Consider the following 18,856-nt stretch of genomic DNA (forward strand, 5'->3'; position numbering starts at 1 on the left):
CTTTTTATCCAACTACCCAGTGTCCGCTATATCCACTGCCAATAAATCTGATGTGTGGCATAGGGGCGATGCGTTCTTTTATCTTCTGACTGATAAATTCAGTATCTTCTTTCGCATCTTTCAATCCTACAAGAGTGTCATCGTCGGCAATACCAAATAGCAGACTGCCGCTTGTCCCGTTTGCAAACGCGCTGACACTTTTTAGCAGCTTTTAACCTTACGACGTTCCACATCCTGCTTCTTGTCGTATTATGTGGTTTCACCTATATATATGTTGATGTTCATATAAGACTATTTTAGGGGTTCTAGGATATTATATCTTTTTTACTGATGTCCATGGCTTTCAGAATCTTTACTATACTATATAGCAAAAATACGATAATAGTTTATAATACTTGCCAAATAGTTCTATCAATATTATCATCGAATCCTAATTTTTTTAGTCTTATGGAATCATTTATATTATAATCGTTGATATTTTTATTTGAGGTATTGAAGTTATTTGCTTTTACTACAGTAATTCGGCTGTCTGGAAATTTTACTAAAATACTAACTATTCTGTACTCTCCAGATTTCTTTTTTGTTTTTTTTATGTTGGATATTTTGCCTTCTATAATCTCACCTAAAGTGAAATTCGAGTTTTTGTCACCAAAACTCAAAAGCTTTGACTTATTACTTTCACTTATATACCTAAGTTCATATCGTTCATTAATAAAATCAATATTCATAAAGCCTAATTTATCGCAAATATCATTATTATTAAATACATCTGTTCTGTTTAGATTCATATTCATCAGTTGTCTGATAGATATGTAACTGCTAACTCCTGCGATATTTATCATGTACTTATTATTTTCCTCGTTCATTAATCTGCCTATCATTGGTATAGGATAATCATAGTATGCATCCAATTTCACAACACGATTATTAATTATACCGATTAAACGTCTTCTGAAAGAACCAATTTCATCGTACATGTGGGCTACTATTTCATTACCATTGTTATCTTCAATTCCCCATTTGCCGGATTTAAGTGTCTTGGCCAGCGAATTTTGGAGTTCGATACTTTTCTCAACAACTTCTTCGCCTCTGATGTTTATACAACTTTTAGTACCAACAAATGTAACATTGGCAACGCCATGAATGAAATTTCCTATACTATCGTATTTAATAGGTATGCGAATGGAGTTGTCAGATATATTTATTACGCCCCATTTGCCATTACTCTTTACCCTAACCAAATCATCTACCCATAATTGTATATCATCGTATAAACATGGAATTTTAGTATTTCTGAGTTTATCGCAGACTCCCAATAACTCAAATTCTTGAACCAGACAATACTCATCATTCAAGTCAGAATACTTTGAAATCAATTTACCTTTTTTATCAATGTAGTTTTCGAGTTGTCTCCACGATTGAGTAGGGTGGGTAATAGTTACTTTGGCACTGCCTGATTCAAGTTTTCCTATTTTATTGTATTTTATATCTGTAATGATATTGTTATTCAGGTCAATAAGTCCATATCTGTTGCCTTTTTGAACTTTGAATATACCCTTGTCCCATGGTTCTATAGATTCATAGGTTGCAGGAACTATTTCATTTCCTAATTTATCTGCAACACCCATTTTGCTATCTTTTGTGAATATGATGCAGTTATTTATATCATCATAGTAAATGTCATCGTAGTCAAAATCATTATCCCAATCAATAATCTTCATACCATATTTATCTACGATTCCCAATTTATTATTCAATGCTACCTTATAGAACCTATTGTCCTGTAATTTAGGCTCGCTGGTAAATATCGGATTTATCAGCGACTTGTTATTAAAGCGGAATCCCCATAAATCTCCATATTTTGAAATCTCAGCGTATTTACCCGTTTTTCTCATCTCGGTGAGAGCATCCTGGTAAAGATTACTGTTTACCCATTTATCTTCAATAGATTTTTTCAATCCTTCACGGCTAATGAGTGTACCCATATATTCTGTATAGGCTTCTGGGTGCTTCGTGAAATAAGCTTCATTCGCATTAAAATAATATGGCTTGCAAAATTCATCATCAAATGTCAATTCCTCTAATATGATAAGTTTACCATTGGTATTAGAGTTTTCAAGTGTAAACTTCCACTTATTATCTTCGTCCAGCCAGTTACACTTCAACAAGAGTTCATCTCTGGAAATAGACTCTTCCAAGGCTTCTTTGTCAAGTACAAACACATTCCTATGATTGGCAAAAAGAGTGTTCTTATAGTTGAACAACTTCATATAGTCATATTTGCTTTCATTCCCATTTCCAAACACCCATATTACCTGAACATTATTGATTCTATAGAATATATCTTTATCGACAATAGTATCCAGGTCTACATTGTTGTTCTGAAGTTCTATAACAACCTTTCTATCCTTGAAGTTAAAAGATATGTCAGGACGTCTCCATTTCATATACGGAAAATTGCTGCGAATAATTTTGTCCATATTCACATCGGTTACTCCCAATGCTTTACTCTTCTCTGAATTCAGGAGAGATATAATCTTCAGTTTTAAATCTCTACGGAGCACATTTGTATCGGAACTTAAGGCTGTTTTTATTTCTTCTTCTGTGAGCTCTTCTATATCAATTCCTTCGTAGTGATTGTCATTCGATTTGTCAGACATGATTGTCCATGGGCAATTTACATTTTTTTGCGCATGCATGAAGAACAAAGATTCTTTGTTGTTCCCATATCTTCTGTGTGCTATCTTCACTCTCGCTCTACATATTCCACAAGTCCAATATTTACTGCTTTTTATATCTGCTTCGGACAACATTCTGCTTACATGTGCAATCTCTTCCGCACTGCTCATCCGAAAGAAATTGTCTGCATCTATTATTTCTCCCTTGTCGTTGTAAACATATCTTATAGATCTTGATGTGGTGTCGTCCGTATCGTTTGTTATTTCCGGAAAGTCAACAATATTTCCATCGCTTAGCTGAAAAGCTTCTTGTTCTTTGTTTTTTACAGGTCTATAACTTTTCGGGATAGGAGTTTTTGCAGGCCTTTCTTCGATAGAGTTAGATTTATCAGCCTCTTTCTGACTGCTTTCTAAATTGACTTGTGAATCCAAACTTAAAGATTCTTGCTTGTTTGACTCTTCTTTGCTTGAAATATTGTCATTCTTGAGTCTATTTTCCAGTGAATCTATTCTATTTTTGAGTTGTTTATTCTCTTCGTACAATATATTGTTAAGATTATTGTATTTGGAAATTTTTGTACTCTGCGAAATTATCTGAACCCTTTCGTCTTCTAATGCTTTTTCCAGATGCTTTTTCTCATCTTTGATTCTCCTTAATTCATCTTCTTTAATGGATAATGTTTGATTCAGAGATGCAATCGTCTCTTCGTTTGTCTGAATTTGTTTTTCGAGGTTTCTTATTTCTTCATCAGAATGGCTTTGCTTTATGGATTCCTCATGCTTTGAATACAACTCATTATACGTAGAATTCAGGTTGTTATACTTTAAATTCAGCTCATTTAATTGCTCTTGTAATTTCTTGTTTTCATTATCTATCTGATTGTTTCTTTCAAGGTGTTTTTCACAATTTGATTCTAATGTTTCATTCTCATTTTTTAAATCCTGCATCTCGTAGGATACAGTCTGTAATTGATTTTGTAGCCTACAATAAGCTTCTGATAGCTCATTGTTTTTCTGGCTTAAATCATGAATTTCATTTTCCTTGGCTGATATAGATTCTGTTAGAGATGAAATTTCATTTTTCAATCTTGCTATATCTTCGTTTGATTGACTTATAAAAGATTGTAGTTTGTTATTATAGGATTTATATTCATCAATATTTATTTCTAACTTATTACACTTATTGATGGTGTCAGTGAGTTTTTCTAAAGTTTCATTGTTTTTGTTTTTCTCCTCAGATATTATCTCTTCGTAATTTTGTAATTCATTTTTTAAATTACAGATTTGACTGCTTTGTAGTTTTTTTTCAGACTCTAGTCTTATATTTTCCTCCTTATACTTAGTGATTTCATTGCTTATTTCATTCTGCTGTGTATAAAGTGATTGATATTTCTCCTCTATACCTTTACATGTTTCTTTCAATTGATGTATAGTGTTGTCTTTTTCTTTTATAGCATGGTGTAATTGTTCTACCTTTTCAGAAATATTATAGCCTGCTAAATAATTTATTATCTTCTGAGTAATAGTCATCTGGTAAAAGTTTTAAGTTTAAATAAATTACTTCTTTTATCTTGTTTATTTTCTCCACCTTGTATATCTTTTGATGGATATCATGTTTTTCTATTAAATTCTTATTAATTCGGTTTTAGTAATTTGCTTCCATTTATGAGTTGTTTACTCAGTCCTCTTTCAATACTCTCAGCTCTTTCTTTGTGCCTTTGTATGCTTCACGCAAGTCGCGGAGTTGATGATCGCTCTGTTCAATGTGATGAATCATGGAGTGGCAGTTAGAACATAAAGGTACAAGATTTTCTACGAAATCCTTTGGAATACCTTCTGTTTCAAATGTAGAAATTGGCTTTAAATGGTGTACTTCTATAAAGTTTGTCCCAAGTGCTTCACCATACATCTCGGCAAAGTTCATACCGCAGCATTGGCACTGATAACCATAGCGGCTTATACATTGCTGGCGGAGCTGAGGGTTTCTACGTATTACTTCCATTTCTTTTGTAATATGTTTGCGTTCACCTTCTGTTTCTTCACGGAATTTTTGTACCTTTACTTCCTGTTGAGGCTGTGCCTTCTTGACTGTTCCTTCCAAATTTATTTTGCGTTTGAACAAGTTTTTGAATGCTTTTGATTCAAGGAACTGAGAGTAGGTTTTCAGATGGACAGAATACATCAGTTCCGCCTCCTCGTCAATAGCTGCCATTTCCCGGTTGGTTGCAATGCGGTCCCGAACACGGTCGTAGAAGTTATGGTCAAGGCACTCGTAAATACTCGAAAAGGTAGTGGACTCGTATTTACGTATAAATGTTACCAGTTCTACTTCGCTGAAAGACACGAAAGATTCCACATCAGTCCTACGTTTCAGCAATTCCTGTATATAGGCATTACGTATTGATTCAGAAGTGGGTATAGTCTGTTTCTTTACCATCTTGTTTCTGTTTAATATTAGGTTTAGTCAGTACTTCTATTAAAGTACTATAATACTTATACCAAAGTACTGCAGTACTTTCATGAGAGTACTGCGATACTTTTATATAAGTACTGAGTTAGTCATTCCAATTTAAATTCTCTTCATACTTATCGAATTTCATTTCCTCGGTTACTCCTGCTCGTTTTAATGCTTTGAGGACTATTGCTTGTTCTTTGGGGGATAGAGCAGTTTCTCCTCTTCTGCGTTCGAAGTATGGATTTCGCCCGAATGTGGCAATCAGCTGATTCATGAACTTCAGATACTGATCCGGAAACATTCGTTTCTGAAAGTTTGTGAATCCACGCGCGTACATGATAGGCTGATTATCCCGAAAGTATTTGCAAGTAACGTCTTTGCTACATTTGTTGGGGTTTATTAAATGAAGGTATTCTTCATTTTCCAATAATTCAGTATATGATATCTGACGCAGGCATGTGACCGCCATTGGACAGTCACTATGCTGGCATACAGGGTAATTCTTTGGGATGGATGTATAAAGTTTCTTTGGCATTATTCCATAGGTTTAATCATCTTTTCGATAAATTCTATCTCAAATATATCAAGGCCATATTTGGCATATAATTGTTGGTCTATTTCTGGAATGCTTTTATTCCAATCAATGTCACTGTTAGAAGTGAAGTCTTGCATTGGAACATTAGCCCAAGTGTCTCGAGGATTATCTTGAGTTACTTTAAGGGTTCCTAACATAGTTCTTGCAAATTTAGTTTTTATATAGCTCATATTATTTTCAGCTTCTAGCGTAGAATCATATGCTCCAAAACTAATAAAAGATTGCGTGTAGCCGCATAGTGGCTCGCCGCATAGTGGCTCGCCGCATAGTGGCGTTGATAGGCATTCGCCTATCGCGCCGCTACCATTGCTTTTAGGTAATAGCACTTTATATTTTTTTAAGTTCCCATTATCTTCTATATATTTAGATAAAATAGCACGCGTTTGTCTATTGTTATTAACAAGTCCATAAATTGTAATTTCATTTGTATTAGCAGGACGATTGTTAAACAATGGTTCAAGATTGCTAAAAATAGAGGTTGTTAATCTGCGTTCACGACCATTGCTTCCTATCATAGTTTTACACTCTGGATGATCTGAATATAGTTTATTAAGATCAAATTTATTTTGTGAATAAATGATGCTTGTTATACTTTCAAACTTTTTACTATTTATGACTTTTTGAAGTATAGAAGTGAGTTCATCGAAGCGTGTATATGTTCCTATTTTACCAAAGTCAGCAGATAAATCATAATAGGTTACTGTGACTCCTCCCTTAATATCAACATTTGGGAAGACTTCATTTGAGTTCTTTACCCAGATCACCTTAACATGCTTATTATTAAGAATCTTACGATTCCATTCGGCTGGAGTTTTACCAGCATTAAAAAGAAAACGTGCAGGTGTTATAAGTGTTACTTTATGAGCTAAACTGTATGATATATCGATAAAATGATGATATATAGGATCATCGCTTGTGTCATTTTGTTTTAACATATACGGCGGATTTCCCACCACTGCATTAAATTTCATTTCTTGTTTATTTGAATTACCCTTCCAAAAACCAACAGTCTTCAATTCTTTAACAAGACCTTCCTGGTCGTTGGAAGCACGTTTAATTAATTGTTCATCCTTTATATTCGCTTTTCTCTCTACATCGCGGAAGCCGAAGAGTGTACGACGGGTGATACCCACAGCCATGGGAGTGTTGCAGATGACATAGATATTGTCTTTAATAATATCGTCCCATACGGTTTGTTCATCTTCAACGCTTACGCTATCAATATCAATGCACTCTGCTTTAATGTATTCTTTCAACCGACGACGATAAAGTGAATAGGTGATGTAAAGAGGGTAGAGACCTGTCTTGGAGTTGATTTCCAGAATTTTGGTCTGTACTTCGCCTGCCAAATCCACGTTATCGAAAAGCTGACGAGTTACATCTCCCTGATCAACATAGCGGGGAGTAACCAGTTGTCCGGTCTTTTCATCAAAACTCTCGTCATAGAAGCAATAGCCGCCTATAGTATCGCTCATGTGCATATTGACCACTCGCCATGGAGTAAGGACGGTTTCCTTGTCCGGATTGCGGAAATATGAGAAGATTTCCGTAATCTGACGGATACGCTCGTCCACATGCATGAAATCAGCCTCTCGGGTTAGGGCACGATATTTCTTACCTGCTTCTTCAAAACGAGTGGCATTAAAGCATTTCTTGATTTTGTTGAAATCTGATTTCGAAATTCCTTTGGGCATGAACTCGAACCATGAGTCATTACTAATCTTACGGGTAAAGTTATCCACGGTGATGTCTTCTTTCGTATCGCCCGCATCGGCTCCACCATACATCAGCAGCGGGATTCGCAGGGCTATTCCACGTATGTTGGTGATACGCTTGCGGAACTCTTCGCGCTCTTCCTTAGCCTTTTCACGGCGGGCTATGCGCTCAGCTTCCTGACGTTGCCATTCCTCGCGTTCTTCTTCACTCCATGATTCCCACTGCTTTCGGAACTCCTCATCCTTTTGAGCTTTCTTCTTTGCCTTTTCTGCAGCTTCAGCTTTCTTTTGGCGAATTTTTTCTTCCCATGCCGCACGCTGTTCTTCTGTCATGTGGCTGAGGTCGATTGTTTCTTTGGCATCCTTTCGTTTCTCGTCGGGAGCCTGACCTCCGTTCTCGCCTATATTATTAATGATGTTCGGGTCAATTTTGTTAAGCTCCTCCTGAACATAGAGGCAAGGGTCGTCGAAGCCTTTACGAACCAAACGGTCGATATAGACACTCTCCAATTTCTTGTAGATAGTATTGACATCCATAGGACTCATCTTTCCACCATCCATAGAAATAACCGGGCAGAGTTCGATGAAGTCACGGACAGTCTCCTTATCGCGCATTTCCTGGGTCTTTTCTTCTTCGCCTTCTTTCTTTTGCTTATCCTTAGTCTTTGCCATTGATGAAAACTTTGAAGTTTCGGCTACAATCTTCAAGGTACGATCCGGTGCAAAGTCGAATACATAACACTCTGTTTTCATCTTGCCGTCAGGTGTTTTGTAAGGCGACTGAACGCGGAAAATGGTCTGCATATAGGTGGCAGCACGGTCGCCACCTTTGAGATAGAAGACTGCGGTCCAAGGGGCGACAGTAACTCCAGTGGTTAGACGGCCACAGGATATGGTAATGGTAGAAGTCTTTTCCGGCAGTTCACCTATCGCATTGAGTACTTTATCGAGTGCATTTTCACTCTGTTCGTCCGCATCGTTCTTGCCGGCTACGTTCACTACCTTGAAATGCCTGAATGTGGGATGCTCGTTAAGCAGCTGTTCCAAGGCGGCTGCTTCGTTGACATGGGAAACTACCCACAATGTATGTCGGAACATCTTACGATATTCCGTAGTAGAGAACGGGAAGTTATTTTCAGCGTCTTTTGTACAGAGAAGATTCAGGAACTTCAGCACATCTGCTTCGTGTACAAAACGCCCTTTGGCACCAACAGGCATAGGTATAGCTTTTTTATCAGATTTTGGATTGTCTGCCTTGGGATTTCCTGTCCATGTACGGAAGAACTCAGGGAAAGTAAATATACCTGTCTGGTCAAGTACATTGTTTATATTCTTGGTGATGTCATAAGTGAAGATATTCATCTTCGGCAATTCCTCGTATGGATTCTTTTCATTAGGATGCTCTTCATACCATTTTTTCTTAGCCTGCTGTTCTGCAATGTAGTCCCATGTGTAAATTTCATCTTCCTTGAAATCTTCATAGAGATTGAAGGGTGTTCCGGAGAGGTAAAGCATCTTGGTCTTGTCCTTCTTCAAGAAATCATCAATGACGCTTTTCCCCAAAGATGTTCGTGTGCCCTCGTGCGCCTCGTCGATAATAACAAGGTCCCAATCGGCATTGAGAATATCAGCTTTCAGTTTTTCATTCTCAATTTTAGTAGCTCCTCCAGAGTTCTCTCCAGATTGATTCTTATATTTTGCTTGCGTCTTTAGGTTGACCAACTCAGAGAGACGCATATATTGCATTGAAACGAAGAAAGCATAGTGGTTACCTTCGGATTGTACAAATTTTTCAAGGTCGTAGAAGTTACCTTCGCTTTCATTATCTGAGCGTGTGCCAAAGCCATAAGTGTGGTGTATATCAGAGTTTCCATCTACTTTAGGAACTGAATTTTTGGAGCCTACAACCTGACGGAAAGCATTGAGCCAGCTGTCGCCAACAACGGGGCGGTGGGTTATGATGAGTGTACGCTTTACGTCCATTTCGCGCATCAGCTGCATGGCGCAGATGGTCTTGCCGAAACGCATCTTTGCATTCCAGAGAAACTGTCGGGACTCAGGAAGAACGGTATATTGATAATCACCTTTTCGACCGGTTTTCTTGCAGAAACGTTCTTTAGCTTGATCTATTGCGTCTCTTTGTTCTGAACGTAGTACGATCAGGTTGTTCGAAGACGGATTAGCTTGTGTATCCACCTTTATTTCTTCGAGGGTTGAGTACGTTGCCATAGATATATTGTTTTTAATTATTCTTATTTACTAAAAACTCAAAGGTACATTTAGGTGCCTTCAGGTCATGGAAATCTTTTGAGTTAAGTGTGGCTTTCTGGAGATTAATACCTTCAAGAAAGTCTTTGACAAGGCAAAGCCGCTCGTGTGGAGCGGGCTCGTGTTTCTCTTCTTGAACATCGTCAAATGATATGGAAAGTTGTTTACCGGTTGATGGCTCTTTTTCAATGTAGGGATCATATCCGGGCAATCCAAATTTCAAACCATCCATTTGCCAGATGTTCCACGATATGATGTATGCCACACCGGGCATCATGCGCATTTTGTTCTGATTGAACTTTTTCTCACCGAACTGCGCAATATAATGCTCCTCGAAAGTAAAGAACAGGGCTTCGCGGGCAAGCAATAGATTGTCACCCTGCCATTCAAAACCATAAGTGGAACGTAAAGCTATCTTTGCCCATAAAATCCATTCCTTAGAGTCTTTGGTATTTTCTGACACAATACGCAGTTTTCTATCGAGCAAGCCAATTCGATGCTTAACATCATCATTATATTCACCGGATACGGCATCATAACGGTTACAGAGATAAGGAGCCTCTCCACATGTTATCTCCAGACGCATGTCGACCACATAGTCTTTCCATGTCTTATCTTCAGGAAATATAATTTTTTCTTTATTATTAATCCATTTGTGAGGGTCGTTCGGATCAGGAGAATTAAACAGTCCTTCTTTCCGCCCGAACCATGCTTCATCAATAAGATTGTTCTGAGCATTACAAATCCAGGCTGGAGTGAAAACTTCGGCTTTATCTTTTGCTCGTTGGGTTTGCTCTTCTCTCGATTTTACCGAACGGGGACGGATAATCTCCTGATATTTTTCTTTAACCTCCGGATTTTCTTTAACAAGCTCTTTATATTTTTCCTTTGTGATGACAATACCATCATCTGAAACATAGGATGTTATCTTATCAAGTGTAATAGGAGCAAAGAAGGTGTAATCATCTCCCAAGTCGGAATATGAGTCGGTTGCCCAGTAGATATTCTGCTGGGTGGTATGATCCTTCAAAAGGTTCATGCAAACCTTTTCGCCATAACCTACGAGGAGTTGATTCTCACTTATATCTGCATCTTTTATCATAATTTTCGTTTGCAAAGTTATGGCTCTATATTGCAGTCTTTCTGCATAGTAGAATACTTTTTCAATATATCTTCTAATTTTTCTATCATTTGTTTCCTTAACCATATAGGCTTGAGTACAGTTACCTGATTTCCAAAAGAAAATATTCTTGCTTCAAGCTCTTTGTTGGGTCTTACTTTAAGCTTGATAATATGTTTCTCTTCGTCTTCTACTATTTGAGAAGCATGAATCGGCTTACTAGTAATGTAAGGAAAGCGAGCCGCATCGAATTGTAGGATAATTTCTTCTGGTTCTGGATGCTCTTTAGGTAAAGTCACTCCAATTATATCTTTGAAATAGTCATTGAAGTTTATTTCTGTATTTGGAATGAAAGGAACATTGGCATGCGTAAATTTCACTATGCGGTCTAAAGCCTTGTTTGTTATGTAATTAGCATGTTCACCCTCCTGTAAACCTATAAGAAACCATCGGTTATTGAACTGTTTTATATGGTAGGGATGAATAATGTTTGTACTTTCATTGCCAGTAAAAGTACGGTATACTATATTCAGTGGTTGATGATTTATGGCTGAATTAATCAATTCGCCTAAGAACTCAGTCCCTTTCTGCATCTCATTTTGTTCGAATGCAACTACATTCTCAGGATTAGGTCTTACGCCAAACCGAAATTCTAGATTAGAAATAACATCTTCCAACCATGCATTTGTAGGAATACCACGAAAGCGGCTGAGAATATCAATGGTTGAACGTAATGAGGTTACTTCTTCTGTAGATAATTCATTATTAAATATTGAGAAGTTTTTGTCTGAATAGCGGTAGTAACACTTCCTGCCTTCGTATGGGTAAGCTTCAATAGGGGCATTGTAGGTAACTCTATCCTTCATATATTTGATGTCTTCACGTATCTGACGGATACTGACCTGGCTTCCGGATATATCCATTAGTACTTCATTGACTTTATCAATGAGGTCGTCAATGGTATATTTATGAAGAAAATCGCTAAAACAACGGTCAAGTATCTGATAGCGGAGTTGTGCGTTTTTATTGGTTGGCATAGAGTTCTTTCATTAGTTATTTGTGGGCTTAACTGCAACAACATTGTCAAGACGGACGAGGTCGTTTAGGTCACATTTGAGACAACGAGCTATTTCGATTAGATTCTCTAAATTCGGTTGAGAAGTATTAGTAACCCATTTGGAGATAGTTGCTGGGTCTTTTCCTAACATTTCGGCTAATTCCTTATTTGATATCATTCGCTCAGCAAGCATCACTTTTATTCGGTTTATAGGTTGTTTCTCCATACTTAAGTTTTTTAATCATAATATGGATGCAAAAATATTATATTTTATTAATTATTTCCTATAATCTTGGTGAAATATCACATATAAAGCCAAATAATTGATTGTTTCGTCAATTTAATTACTTAATATGTATATATTTCATAATTGTACAAATGGATCTATATTTACATAAAGGCTCAATGCCTCAAATAAAGAAACATTGAGTCTTTTTTCTGAATTATGATGAAAATTTGATGAGTTATAAATCATTCATTCCCTTTTGTTTAATAACAATATTCATCATTTCATCAAATCATCGGAATTTTCTAAGAAATTCTTTTGTAATGGTATAGTAGCGGCCAGTTTTCTTTTCTTCCCGATACGGAGGGCCTGGAGGGAAGTTTTTTATAAAGGTTGAATAAGCAAGAGAATTGTCAGTTGGTGTAAGTTTCCAGTTCCTTTTTAAAATGTTTCGAATCTGATAGGTTTCAACCTTGATATTACTAAGCATTAATAACTGTTGAATGTCATTAATGCAGAAAGTTAATTTATCCTGGCTCATGGTATCCATGATATTTAAGCAGATTTCAGCAAGATCAATTTCTGTATGATTCCTGCTACAATTGATGATCCTGTCGAGAGCTGGCGTATGTATCTGTTGCGGACTGAACCACATTCTACTTTCTTTGTCCGTAGTGAGTTGACGGTGTTGAAGAAAGTAAAGGAATGCTGGAATTTCCGTGATTAGTTTTTGAAGAAAACTCGTATCGTCATTTTTGAGAGGATTAATTTTTCGCACCCAATAACGTGTTTCTCCCGGTTCTATAAGAACAGGGGTATCTTCATTATTGGAACACATGATAAATTTACCAAAAAATTGCACTTCACAGCGGTCTTTACCCTTTGCTTCAATTTTGTATACACTTGCTGTACTTAGATTCTTTAATCGTTCAGAATCCTCTCTGCGGTTAAGCAACACTTCGTCAACTCCAATGAGTAATTTGCCGGCCCAATCAGCATTGAACTGGCTACGAAAGTCTTCGTTGGTATTAAATGTGACATTATCCTGAAAGATTGCTTTCAGAAAATTCAGGAAAGTACTTTTACCGGTGTTTCTTTCTTGAGAAACCAAAAGTAGAATTGGTAGTTTCTGTACAGGATTGAGATAAAGAAGCTGAAAGTAATCCATACCTAACTCATAGTGTTCTCCGAAAATATGAAGAATAAGTTCTTGTATATGTGGGAACTTCCCTTTTTGAGGGGTATGGGTAATCGGCTCATACAGATTAAGGAATGAGCCGATGTTCCTCTTATAATCTACGTGACTTGGAACTGTACAGAAACCATCGTATTTAGGAACACTTGCTATGAAGTCTTTCCCATGATCATAACGTAAAGTCCCCATACTCCAAGGGACTCTACGCTTGGCAAATGTACCATTAATAAGAGGTTGAAAAACTATTTTATAGAGTGTGGTACCAACTCTTACGTATTCATCTGTCATTTCAATTTTTCCCATATCTAAAATTCCTCCCATCCTGATTTTGGTTTATGTTTTACTCCTTTTTGTATCTCTTTGTATAGGCTCTCTTTGTCAATCGGTTTTTTCCTACTTTTTCCATCCACTCCATAAGTTCGGTACGTTTGAATTTAAGCATTTTCCCAGGTTGATAATAGGGAATTTTATTTGCCTGAACAAGAGCATAAACCGTTGGCTTAGCCAGACTGAGTATCTCACAAGCCTCGTTAATACCAATCATTTCTTCCTTTGCTGCTGTCTGTCTCTTTAATAACTGCTTCATCTCATTAATAGAAATCGTCAGTTCTTCCACCTTCTCCAATAGAAAAGCTGTGGCTTGAGGTAATTCCTCGAAATTTAATTTTATCTTCATCATTTTAAATTGATTTTCAGCAAAGAAAGATGGTGTATTATTGGTTAACTGGTGGATTATAAGTTAACCAATGGATAGTAATGTTTTTTCTATATTAATCCCTTGAAAAGGGAAGAGATTGTGCAACGAGCGGTGTTCCGATAGGAATAATTTTTATTGTAAACCGTCCTTCATTACAGGTGAGTTTGCTGGAAATGGTCAGTATTTCTGTATCTTCAAGCATAAGCTGAAAACTTTTTTTGATGAAATGTGCTATTTGCATGTTTGAGCATCCTAACCGCTTTCCGATATTTCTAGCTAAATGGTATAGATCTTTTGATGTAACTCCATTCAAACGACGTAATACAGCTGTCTTTATTTCTGTTTTATTGTTTAAGGCCATAATATTTTCTTTCATGACACTCATTTCATTGCTTGTCAGTATATCTTTGAAAGTAGCTTCAAAATAAGACAAGACTTCTTTTATTGTATCATCTTTTTCTTTTTTGATACGTTCTCTATCCAATCTTACTTCTTCCTCATGAGAGTACAATATAGAATTTTCTGTCTTTTCTTTACCATCATCAATGGTTTTATGAAATAGTTTTATGGATAGTCTACCATTCCTTTTCGTATTTCCCTTTATTTTGGTAACCCTTCTACTTCTTTGATCTTGTAATACATCAATAAGATTACATATTGTAGGTACAATATATTTACAGTAAGCTGTTTCAACCATAAATATGATTGTAATAAAAAGTAGGGTAGTGAAGAGTGAGTATAATACAAGATCCAGACTATGTGGAGAGTTTCCTTTCAATATCAGATATCTGGGAATTGAGGTAATTGAACATATTGCAGTTACATATATTACAGCAAAATGAAATAAATTTAATCTTTTCATAATTCGTGATTTTTTGTTATTGATTTTGATGCAAATATATTTTTGAAGTATCAGAAATTAAAGGAAAAGATTACAAAATGTCTGGTTTTTAATATAATATAAGTATCATACTCCATGAAATCGCCAATCATACTTATAAAAAAGTGAACAAAGAAAATTTACACTTTTAACTGTATTTTGTATTGTTACATAAATGAAAAAGCCGTTGGGGAAACTTCGATTTTCCCAACGGCTATGCATATAAAAACTTTTGATCACTATTGCATGTCTATTTCAGATATGCAATTTTATTGCATATTACTTTAGTGATATTTTATCTACAGTCTCTCTTTTCTTTTCACTTACTAATTGTAGGCTCGGCAAACAACGCCTTTCCGCTTTACAGCGGTAGGTTTTCGTTTGCCTGCCCCCGAACCGTACTTACACGTCTCCATGTATACGGCTCTCCATCTGTAACATCATCTTACTTGACACATCTCTGGATTTTTGCGTTACACTCCGCACATACAACCAAAGTCTTTCTGTGCATGTAGAGCATTTTGCGTTCCCAGTCATTTTTACCTTTTAACTCTTTGAGTGTGCGGACATGGTGCATTACCACTTCTCCGTGCTTGCCACATAGTTCGCACGTTTTTGTTGTAAGCCTTTCTATCAGACTCAACGATGGCGTTTTGAACATGTACGGCAGATTGTCACTTGGGGCTGTTTCACAATCCGTTTTACGGGCATACCCCTCATTATAGAATACCCTGTACTTGGTTTCTCCTCCCTTGTTTACAAAAGGCACTGCAAAGAGATTGTCCTTGCGGTATCTTTCAATGACTTTTCTCACTGACATATTCAGCTTTTGAGCAAGAGTTTTGTACATGGAGAACTTCATAATACAGCCGAAAGAGCGTCCCAAAGCCGATGCATTGTTTGCTATTGAGTAATAGTTGTAGAACCCTCGTATTTCGGTATTAAACTGAGATACAATCTCGTGCGCTTCATTGTCAATCATATAAGTCCTGCCTTTTGACACCCATGTCTCCTTGCCGTGTTTGGTGACAACTTTCATGGCTTCGAGGCTGAGCAGCTTGTTCTTGATTACTTCTCTTGAAACGTGCAATATCACGTTCCCATTGAAGTATCTGCGCACTGTTCCGTTACTGTTTCTCTTTGTGGCATAGTCTTTACGGACATATATTTCGTAACCCAAAAATTTTGCGCTGTCTTGTGCATTTGTAATCAAAGTCTTTTCCTGTGACATCTCCAGTCTTAACTTTTCCTGCATAAACTTAGTGATGTCAGCTTTGATTGTCTCACATTCGTTTTTCGTTCCGATAACTCCGATAAGGAAATCATCGGCATAGCGCACGTATTTCAACCTGCGAAAGTTTACATCCATATCATTGCCACTTGGCATTGTAAGTATCAGCTTCTGCTTTTCGTGCAGTTCTTCTACCATCCTTGTTCTTACGTTTACATCCTCTACTTCATTTATCCTACGTTTTAGGTAGTGTACTCTGCTGTTGAGTTTGCAAATATCCTTGTTGCGGCTTCTTGCTGTCCCTTTATTGAATTTGTTGGCATATTCATCCATGTACTTATCGAACTTGTCTAGGTATATGTTTGCCAAAATAGGGCTTATGATACCACCTTGCGGTGTCCCTGAATAAGTCTTGTTGAATTGCCACTCTTCCATGTACCCTGCATTGAGGAATTTCCGTATCAGACGAAGAAATCTGTCGTCTGCTATTCTGCCTTTCATTATTTCTATCAGCACATTATGGTCTATGTTGTCAAAGAAGCCTTTTATATCTCCCTCAATGAACCATTTTGCACCGTTGAAATTGTTTTGTAGACTTTTCAGTGCTGTGTGGCAGCTTCGGTTGGGTCTGAAACCGTGCGATGTCCACTCAAAGTGTCCCTCATATATGGCTTCAAGCACCATTCTTACTACCTCTTGAACCAATTTGTCTTCAAAAGACGGTATTCCTAGCGGACGCATCTTCCCATTCTTTTTCGGAATGTAAGTTCTCTTTGCAGGATTGGGACTATAAGTCTCATCCTTTATACTCTCTATGAGTTTGTTTATCCTGTCAATGCTCATTTCATCCTCAGTTTTGCCATCTGTGCCGGGTGTCATGTTGCCCGGCTTTGCACACATACGTTGGTAGGCGACAAAGAACATCTGTTCATTGAATAGAATACGGTAAAGCCTTTCGTATTTATACTCGGGCTCATTGCTGTGTCCAGCTAAAATGTTTAATACTTGCTCTGGATTTCTCATACGTCTCTCACGTTTTCCGTTGTTTGTATTAAAGTTACAGACTACTTCCCTTCGCCATGTACAAGGCTTTCCCTTGCTCGGACTACTACGGAAGTTCCGTTACCATATCGGATATTCAAAAGCTTTCTTTATAGCTGTTTGTTCCAGCGTTCCGACTTAGGTAATCCCCAGTTAGTTCTCTTAATAACTATTAGCACGACATACTGTCGGATGCGACTTTCGTTCTTGTCCGCTTATTGCGGCTGTGTCATAGTCGGTTCTTTATGCTCTGCACTAACGCACAAAATAGGCAGAGTACTATGAAACAACGTATGTATAATAGTCTTCCGTTGTTGCAAGATTTGGTACCACTGAACTATCATTCAACCAATCAAGGCTTCATCCTTATGTATGTCTTTTCGTCTTGCCCCTCAGTCGCCACCTGACTATTAGTGGACTTGGAGCTTTAATCAGTATGCTACACTCCCCATCGGGTTTCCCCTTTGGATAAACTGATTGACGATAGGATTATATCGAACCCAATCCTAACTTCTTGCTAAAGAAGTATTTATTAAGCGACCATTCTGGGCGCACCAGCATAGATTTGTGTTGTTGCAACATTCTTATGAGTAAGCATTTTTGACACTGTGAAGATGTCCGTACCGGCTGCAATCTGTAGTGTAGCATACGTGTGCCTAAAGCAGTGGAATGTTATATGTTTTTGAATACCAGCTTTCTTTATCCATGCTTTAAGAGGATATCCAGTCATGCAACGTCGCAGTTCTTTGAACACTTTACCTGTGCCCGGTTCTCCACAAAGTGCGTATGCTTCATAACTGATAGGTAGTAGAGCTTCTGTCTGTGTTTTTTGCGTACGAAGACGAATGCAATGTCCCAGATCAGGGGCTGTGCATAAATTTTCCCACTTAAGATTCAATATATCACTGATGCGTAACCCGGTAAGACATGAGAAAAGGGATGCATTTCTTAATACAGGGATATCGCATGGGGTTGAAGCCAGAGTCTTTAATTCATCTTGTGTTAAAAACTCTTTATGAATATCCCTGCTTTCTATCTTTTCAAGAAAATCATTGGGATTTTCACGTAAATATTTATCTCTATACGCAAGTTTCAAAACTCCTCTGAATAATGAGAAATAACTGGCAGCTGAATTACGGGAAACCATTTTATCAGTATGCTTTAGTTGCCTTGCATGGAGAAGATAGTCTCGGAAGCGGTTACATAGGTCAACAGTTATTTCACCAAACATACATTTGCCATTGACAAATTTCTCAAAGTGCAGATAAACGATATGCCATTTATGATCTTTCTTACGACATACTTCTTTGAAATATGCCATAAAATCGGCTCTCATTTTGTGTCGATCCATAAATCCAAATTCTTCATTGATTACGGCCTCTTGCCGGGGCATCTGATAAGTTCGGCTTTAGCTAGGATTTCATTATTGTAATCTAGCTCAATTGCATTTTTGGGGGTTGCATAAATGTAAAATCCTAAATATTCACGTCTGCTCAGTTGCATTGTTTTAGGATTACGTACAGCAGGGTAGTAGTCCAAGTAAAGAGAGATTCGTCCGTTTCTTATGGGGCGTTGTCTTAATGTTACAGTAGTACATGTTTGTTGTCTCATAATATATAATGTATTAAAATTTATATTCAGGTTTAATTCTTATTGTGGTGATAGCAAAATAAACAAGTGTATTCCTGGTGATGTGGT

The 18,856-nt window shown here is 37.2% G+C and carries 12 protein-coding genes and 1 pseudogene; all 13 read right to left on the bottom strand.

Translation table 11 applies throughout. From position 1 onward, the window contains the following. Positions 1–4: 4 nt before the first annotated feature. Positions 5–208 carry an AlbA family DNA-binding domain-containing protein gene (locus tag ACDG22_RS11215; protein WP_333492535.1) on the bottom strand — a complete coding sequence of 68 codons (204 nt, stop codon included), beginning with the start codon at positions 206–208 and terminating at the stop codon, positions 5–7. Between the two features lie 178 nt (positions 209–386). Beyond that, positions 387–4,208 (bottom strand): DUF6035 family protein, encoded by a 3,822-nt coding sequence (locus tag ACDG22_RS11220; RefSeq protein WP_270230932.1) that lies wholly within the window; start codon positions 4,206–4,208, stop codon positions 387–389. A gap of 148 nt (positions 4,209–4,356) precedes the next feature. Further along, complete coding sequence (locus ACDG22_RS11225; protein WP_270230933.1) at positions 4,357–5,115, bottom strand: HNH endonuclease; 759 nt, start codon at positions 5,113–5,115, stop codon at positions 4,357–4,359. Between the two features lie 118 nt (positions 5,116–5,233). Then, positions 5,234–5,668, bottom strand: coding sequence for a DUF6078 family protein (locus tag ACDG22_RS11230; protein ID WP_270230934.1), 435 nt, complete (start codon positions 5,666–5,668; stop codon positions 5,234–5,236). Next, on the bottom strand, positions 5,668–9,672 hold the full coding sequence (locus ACDG22_RS11235) for an Eco57I restriction-modification methylase domain-containing protein (RefSeq protein ID WP_270672907.1): 4,005 nt from the start codon (positions 9,670–9,672) through the stop codon (positions 5,668–5,670). The genes ACDG22_RS11230 and ACDG22_RS11235 overlap by 1 nt, the downstream gene beginning before the upstream one ends. 13 nt (positions 9,673–9,685) lie before the next feature. Then, positions 9,686–10,813, bottom strand: a complete 1,128-nt coding sequence (locus tag ACDG22_RS11240) for a restriction endonuclease subunit M (protein WP_270230985.1) — start codon at positions 10,811–10,813, stop codon at positions 9,686–9,688. 17 nt (positions 10,814–10,830) lie between these two features. Continuing rightward, on the bottom strand, positions 10,831–11,868 hold the full coding sequence (locus tag ACDG22_RS11245) for a helix-turn-helix transcriptional regulator (RefSeq protein WP_270230986.1): 1,038 nt from the start codon (positions 11,866–11,868) through the stop codon (positions 10,831–10,833). A 12-nt stretch (positions 11,869–11,880) separates the two neighbouring features. Continuing rightward, positions 11,881–12,114, bottom strand: coding sequence for a helix-turn-helix transcriptional regulator (locus tag ACDG22_RS11250; protein ID WP_117817920.1), 234 nt, complete (start codon positions 12,112–12,114; stop codon positions 11,881–11,883). Positions 12,115–12,406: 292 nt separating this feature from the next. Continuing rightward, entirely contained in the window at positions 12,407–13,630 is a 1,224-nt protein-coding gene (locus ACDG22_RS11255; RefSeq protein ID WP_270230987.1) for a primase-helicase family protein, read from the bottom strand. A gap of 19 nt (positions 13,631–13,649) precedes the next feature. After that, positions 13,650–13,988: a helix-turn-helix domain-containing protein gene (locus ACDG22_RS11260; RefSeq protein ID WP_270230988.1), complete on the bottom strand. Its 339-nt coding sequence runs from the start codon at positions 13,986–13,988 to the stop codon at positions 13,650–13,652. A gap of 91 nt (positions 13,989–14,079) precedes the next feature. Continuing rightward, positions 14,080–14,868, bottom strand: coding sequence for a mobilization protein (locus ACDG22_RS11265; RefSeq protein WP_270230989.1), 789 nt, complete (start codon positions 14,866–14,868; stop codon positions 14,080–14,082). 463 nt (positions 14,869–15,331) lie between these two features. Next, entirely contained in the window at positions 15,332–17,140 is a 1,809-nt protein-coding gene (locus ACDG22_RS11270) for a reverse transcriptase/maturase family protein (RefSeq protein WP_270230445.1), read from the bottom strand. Positions 17,141–17,690: 550 nt separating this feature from the next. After that, a pseudogene (locus ACDG22_RS11275) lies at positions 17,691–18,769 on the bottom strand (site-specific integrase). Positions 18,770–18,856: the final 87 nt, after the last annotated feature.

The sequence above is a fragment of the Phocaeicola coprocola genome (assembly GCF_041333015.1).
GTDB classification, from domain to species: Bacteria; Bacteroidota; Bacteroidia; order Bacteroidales; family Bacteroidaceae; genus Phocaeicola; species Phocaeicola coprocola.

What these genes read in the sequence shown, in the direction of transcription:
- ACDG22_RS11220 (WP_270230932.1), bottom strand. Translation starts at nt 4,208, where the DNA reads ATGACTATTACTCAGAAGATAATAAATTATTTAGCAGGCTATAATATT.
- ACDG22_RS11260 (WP_270230988.1), bottom strand. Translation starts at nt 13,988, where the DNA reads ATGATGAAGATAAAATTAAATTTCGAGGAATTACCTCAAGCCACAGCT.
- ACDG22_RS11265 (WP_270230989.1), bottom strand. Translation starts at nt 14,868, where the DNA reads ATGAAAAGATTAAATTTATTTCATTTTGCTGTAATATATGTAACTGCA.
- ACDG22_RS11240 (WP_270230985.1), bottom strand. Translation starts at nt 10,813, where the DNA reads ATGATAAAAGATGCAGATATAAGTGAGAATCAACTCCTCGTAGGTTAT.
- ACDG22_RS11225 (WP_270230933.1), bottom strand. Translation starts at nt 5,115, where the DNA reads ATGGTAAAGAAACAGACTATACCCACTTCTGAATCAATACGTAATGCC.
- ACDG22_RS11230 (WP_270230934.1), bottom strand. Translation starts at nt 5,668, where the DNA reads ATGCCAAAGAAACTTTATACATCCATCCCAAAGAATTACCCTGTATGC.
- ACDG22_RS11255 (WP_270230987.1), bottom strand. Translation starts at nt 13,630, where the DNA reads ATGGGAGGAATTTTAGATATGGGAAAAATTGAAATGACAGATGAATAC.
- ACDG22_RS11235 (WP_270672907.1), bottom strand. Translation starts at nt 9,672, where the DNA reads ATGGCAACGTACTCAACCCTCGAAGAAATAAAGGTGGATACACAAGCT.
- ACDG22_RS11250 (WP_117817920.1), bottom strand. Translation starts at nt 12,114, where the DNA reads ATGGAGAAACAACCTATAAACCGAATAAAAGTGATGCTTGCTGAGCGA.
- ACDG22_RS11245 (WP_270230986.1), bottom strand. Translation starts at nt 11,868, where the DNA reads ATGCCAACCAATAAAAACGCACAACTCCGCTATCAGATACTTGACCGT.
- ACDG22_RS11270 (WP_270230445.1), bottom strand. Translation starts at nt 17,140, where the DNA reads ATGAGAAATCCAGAGCAAGTATTAAACATTTTAGCTGGACACAGCAAT.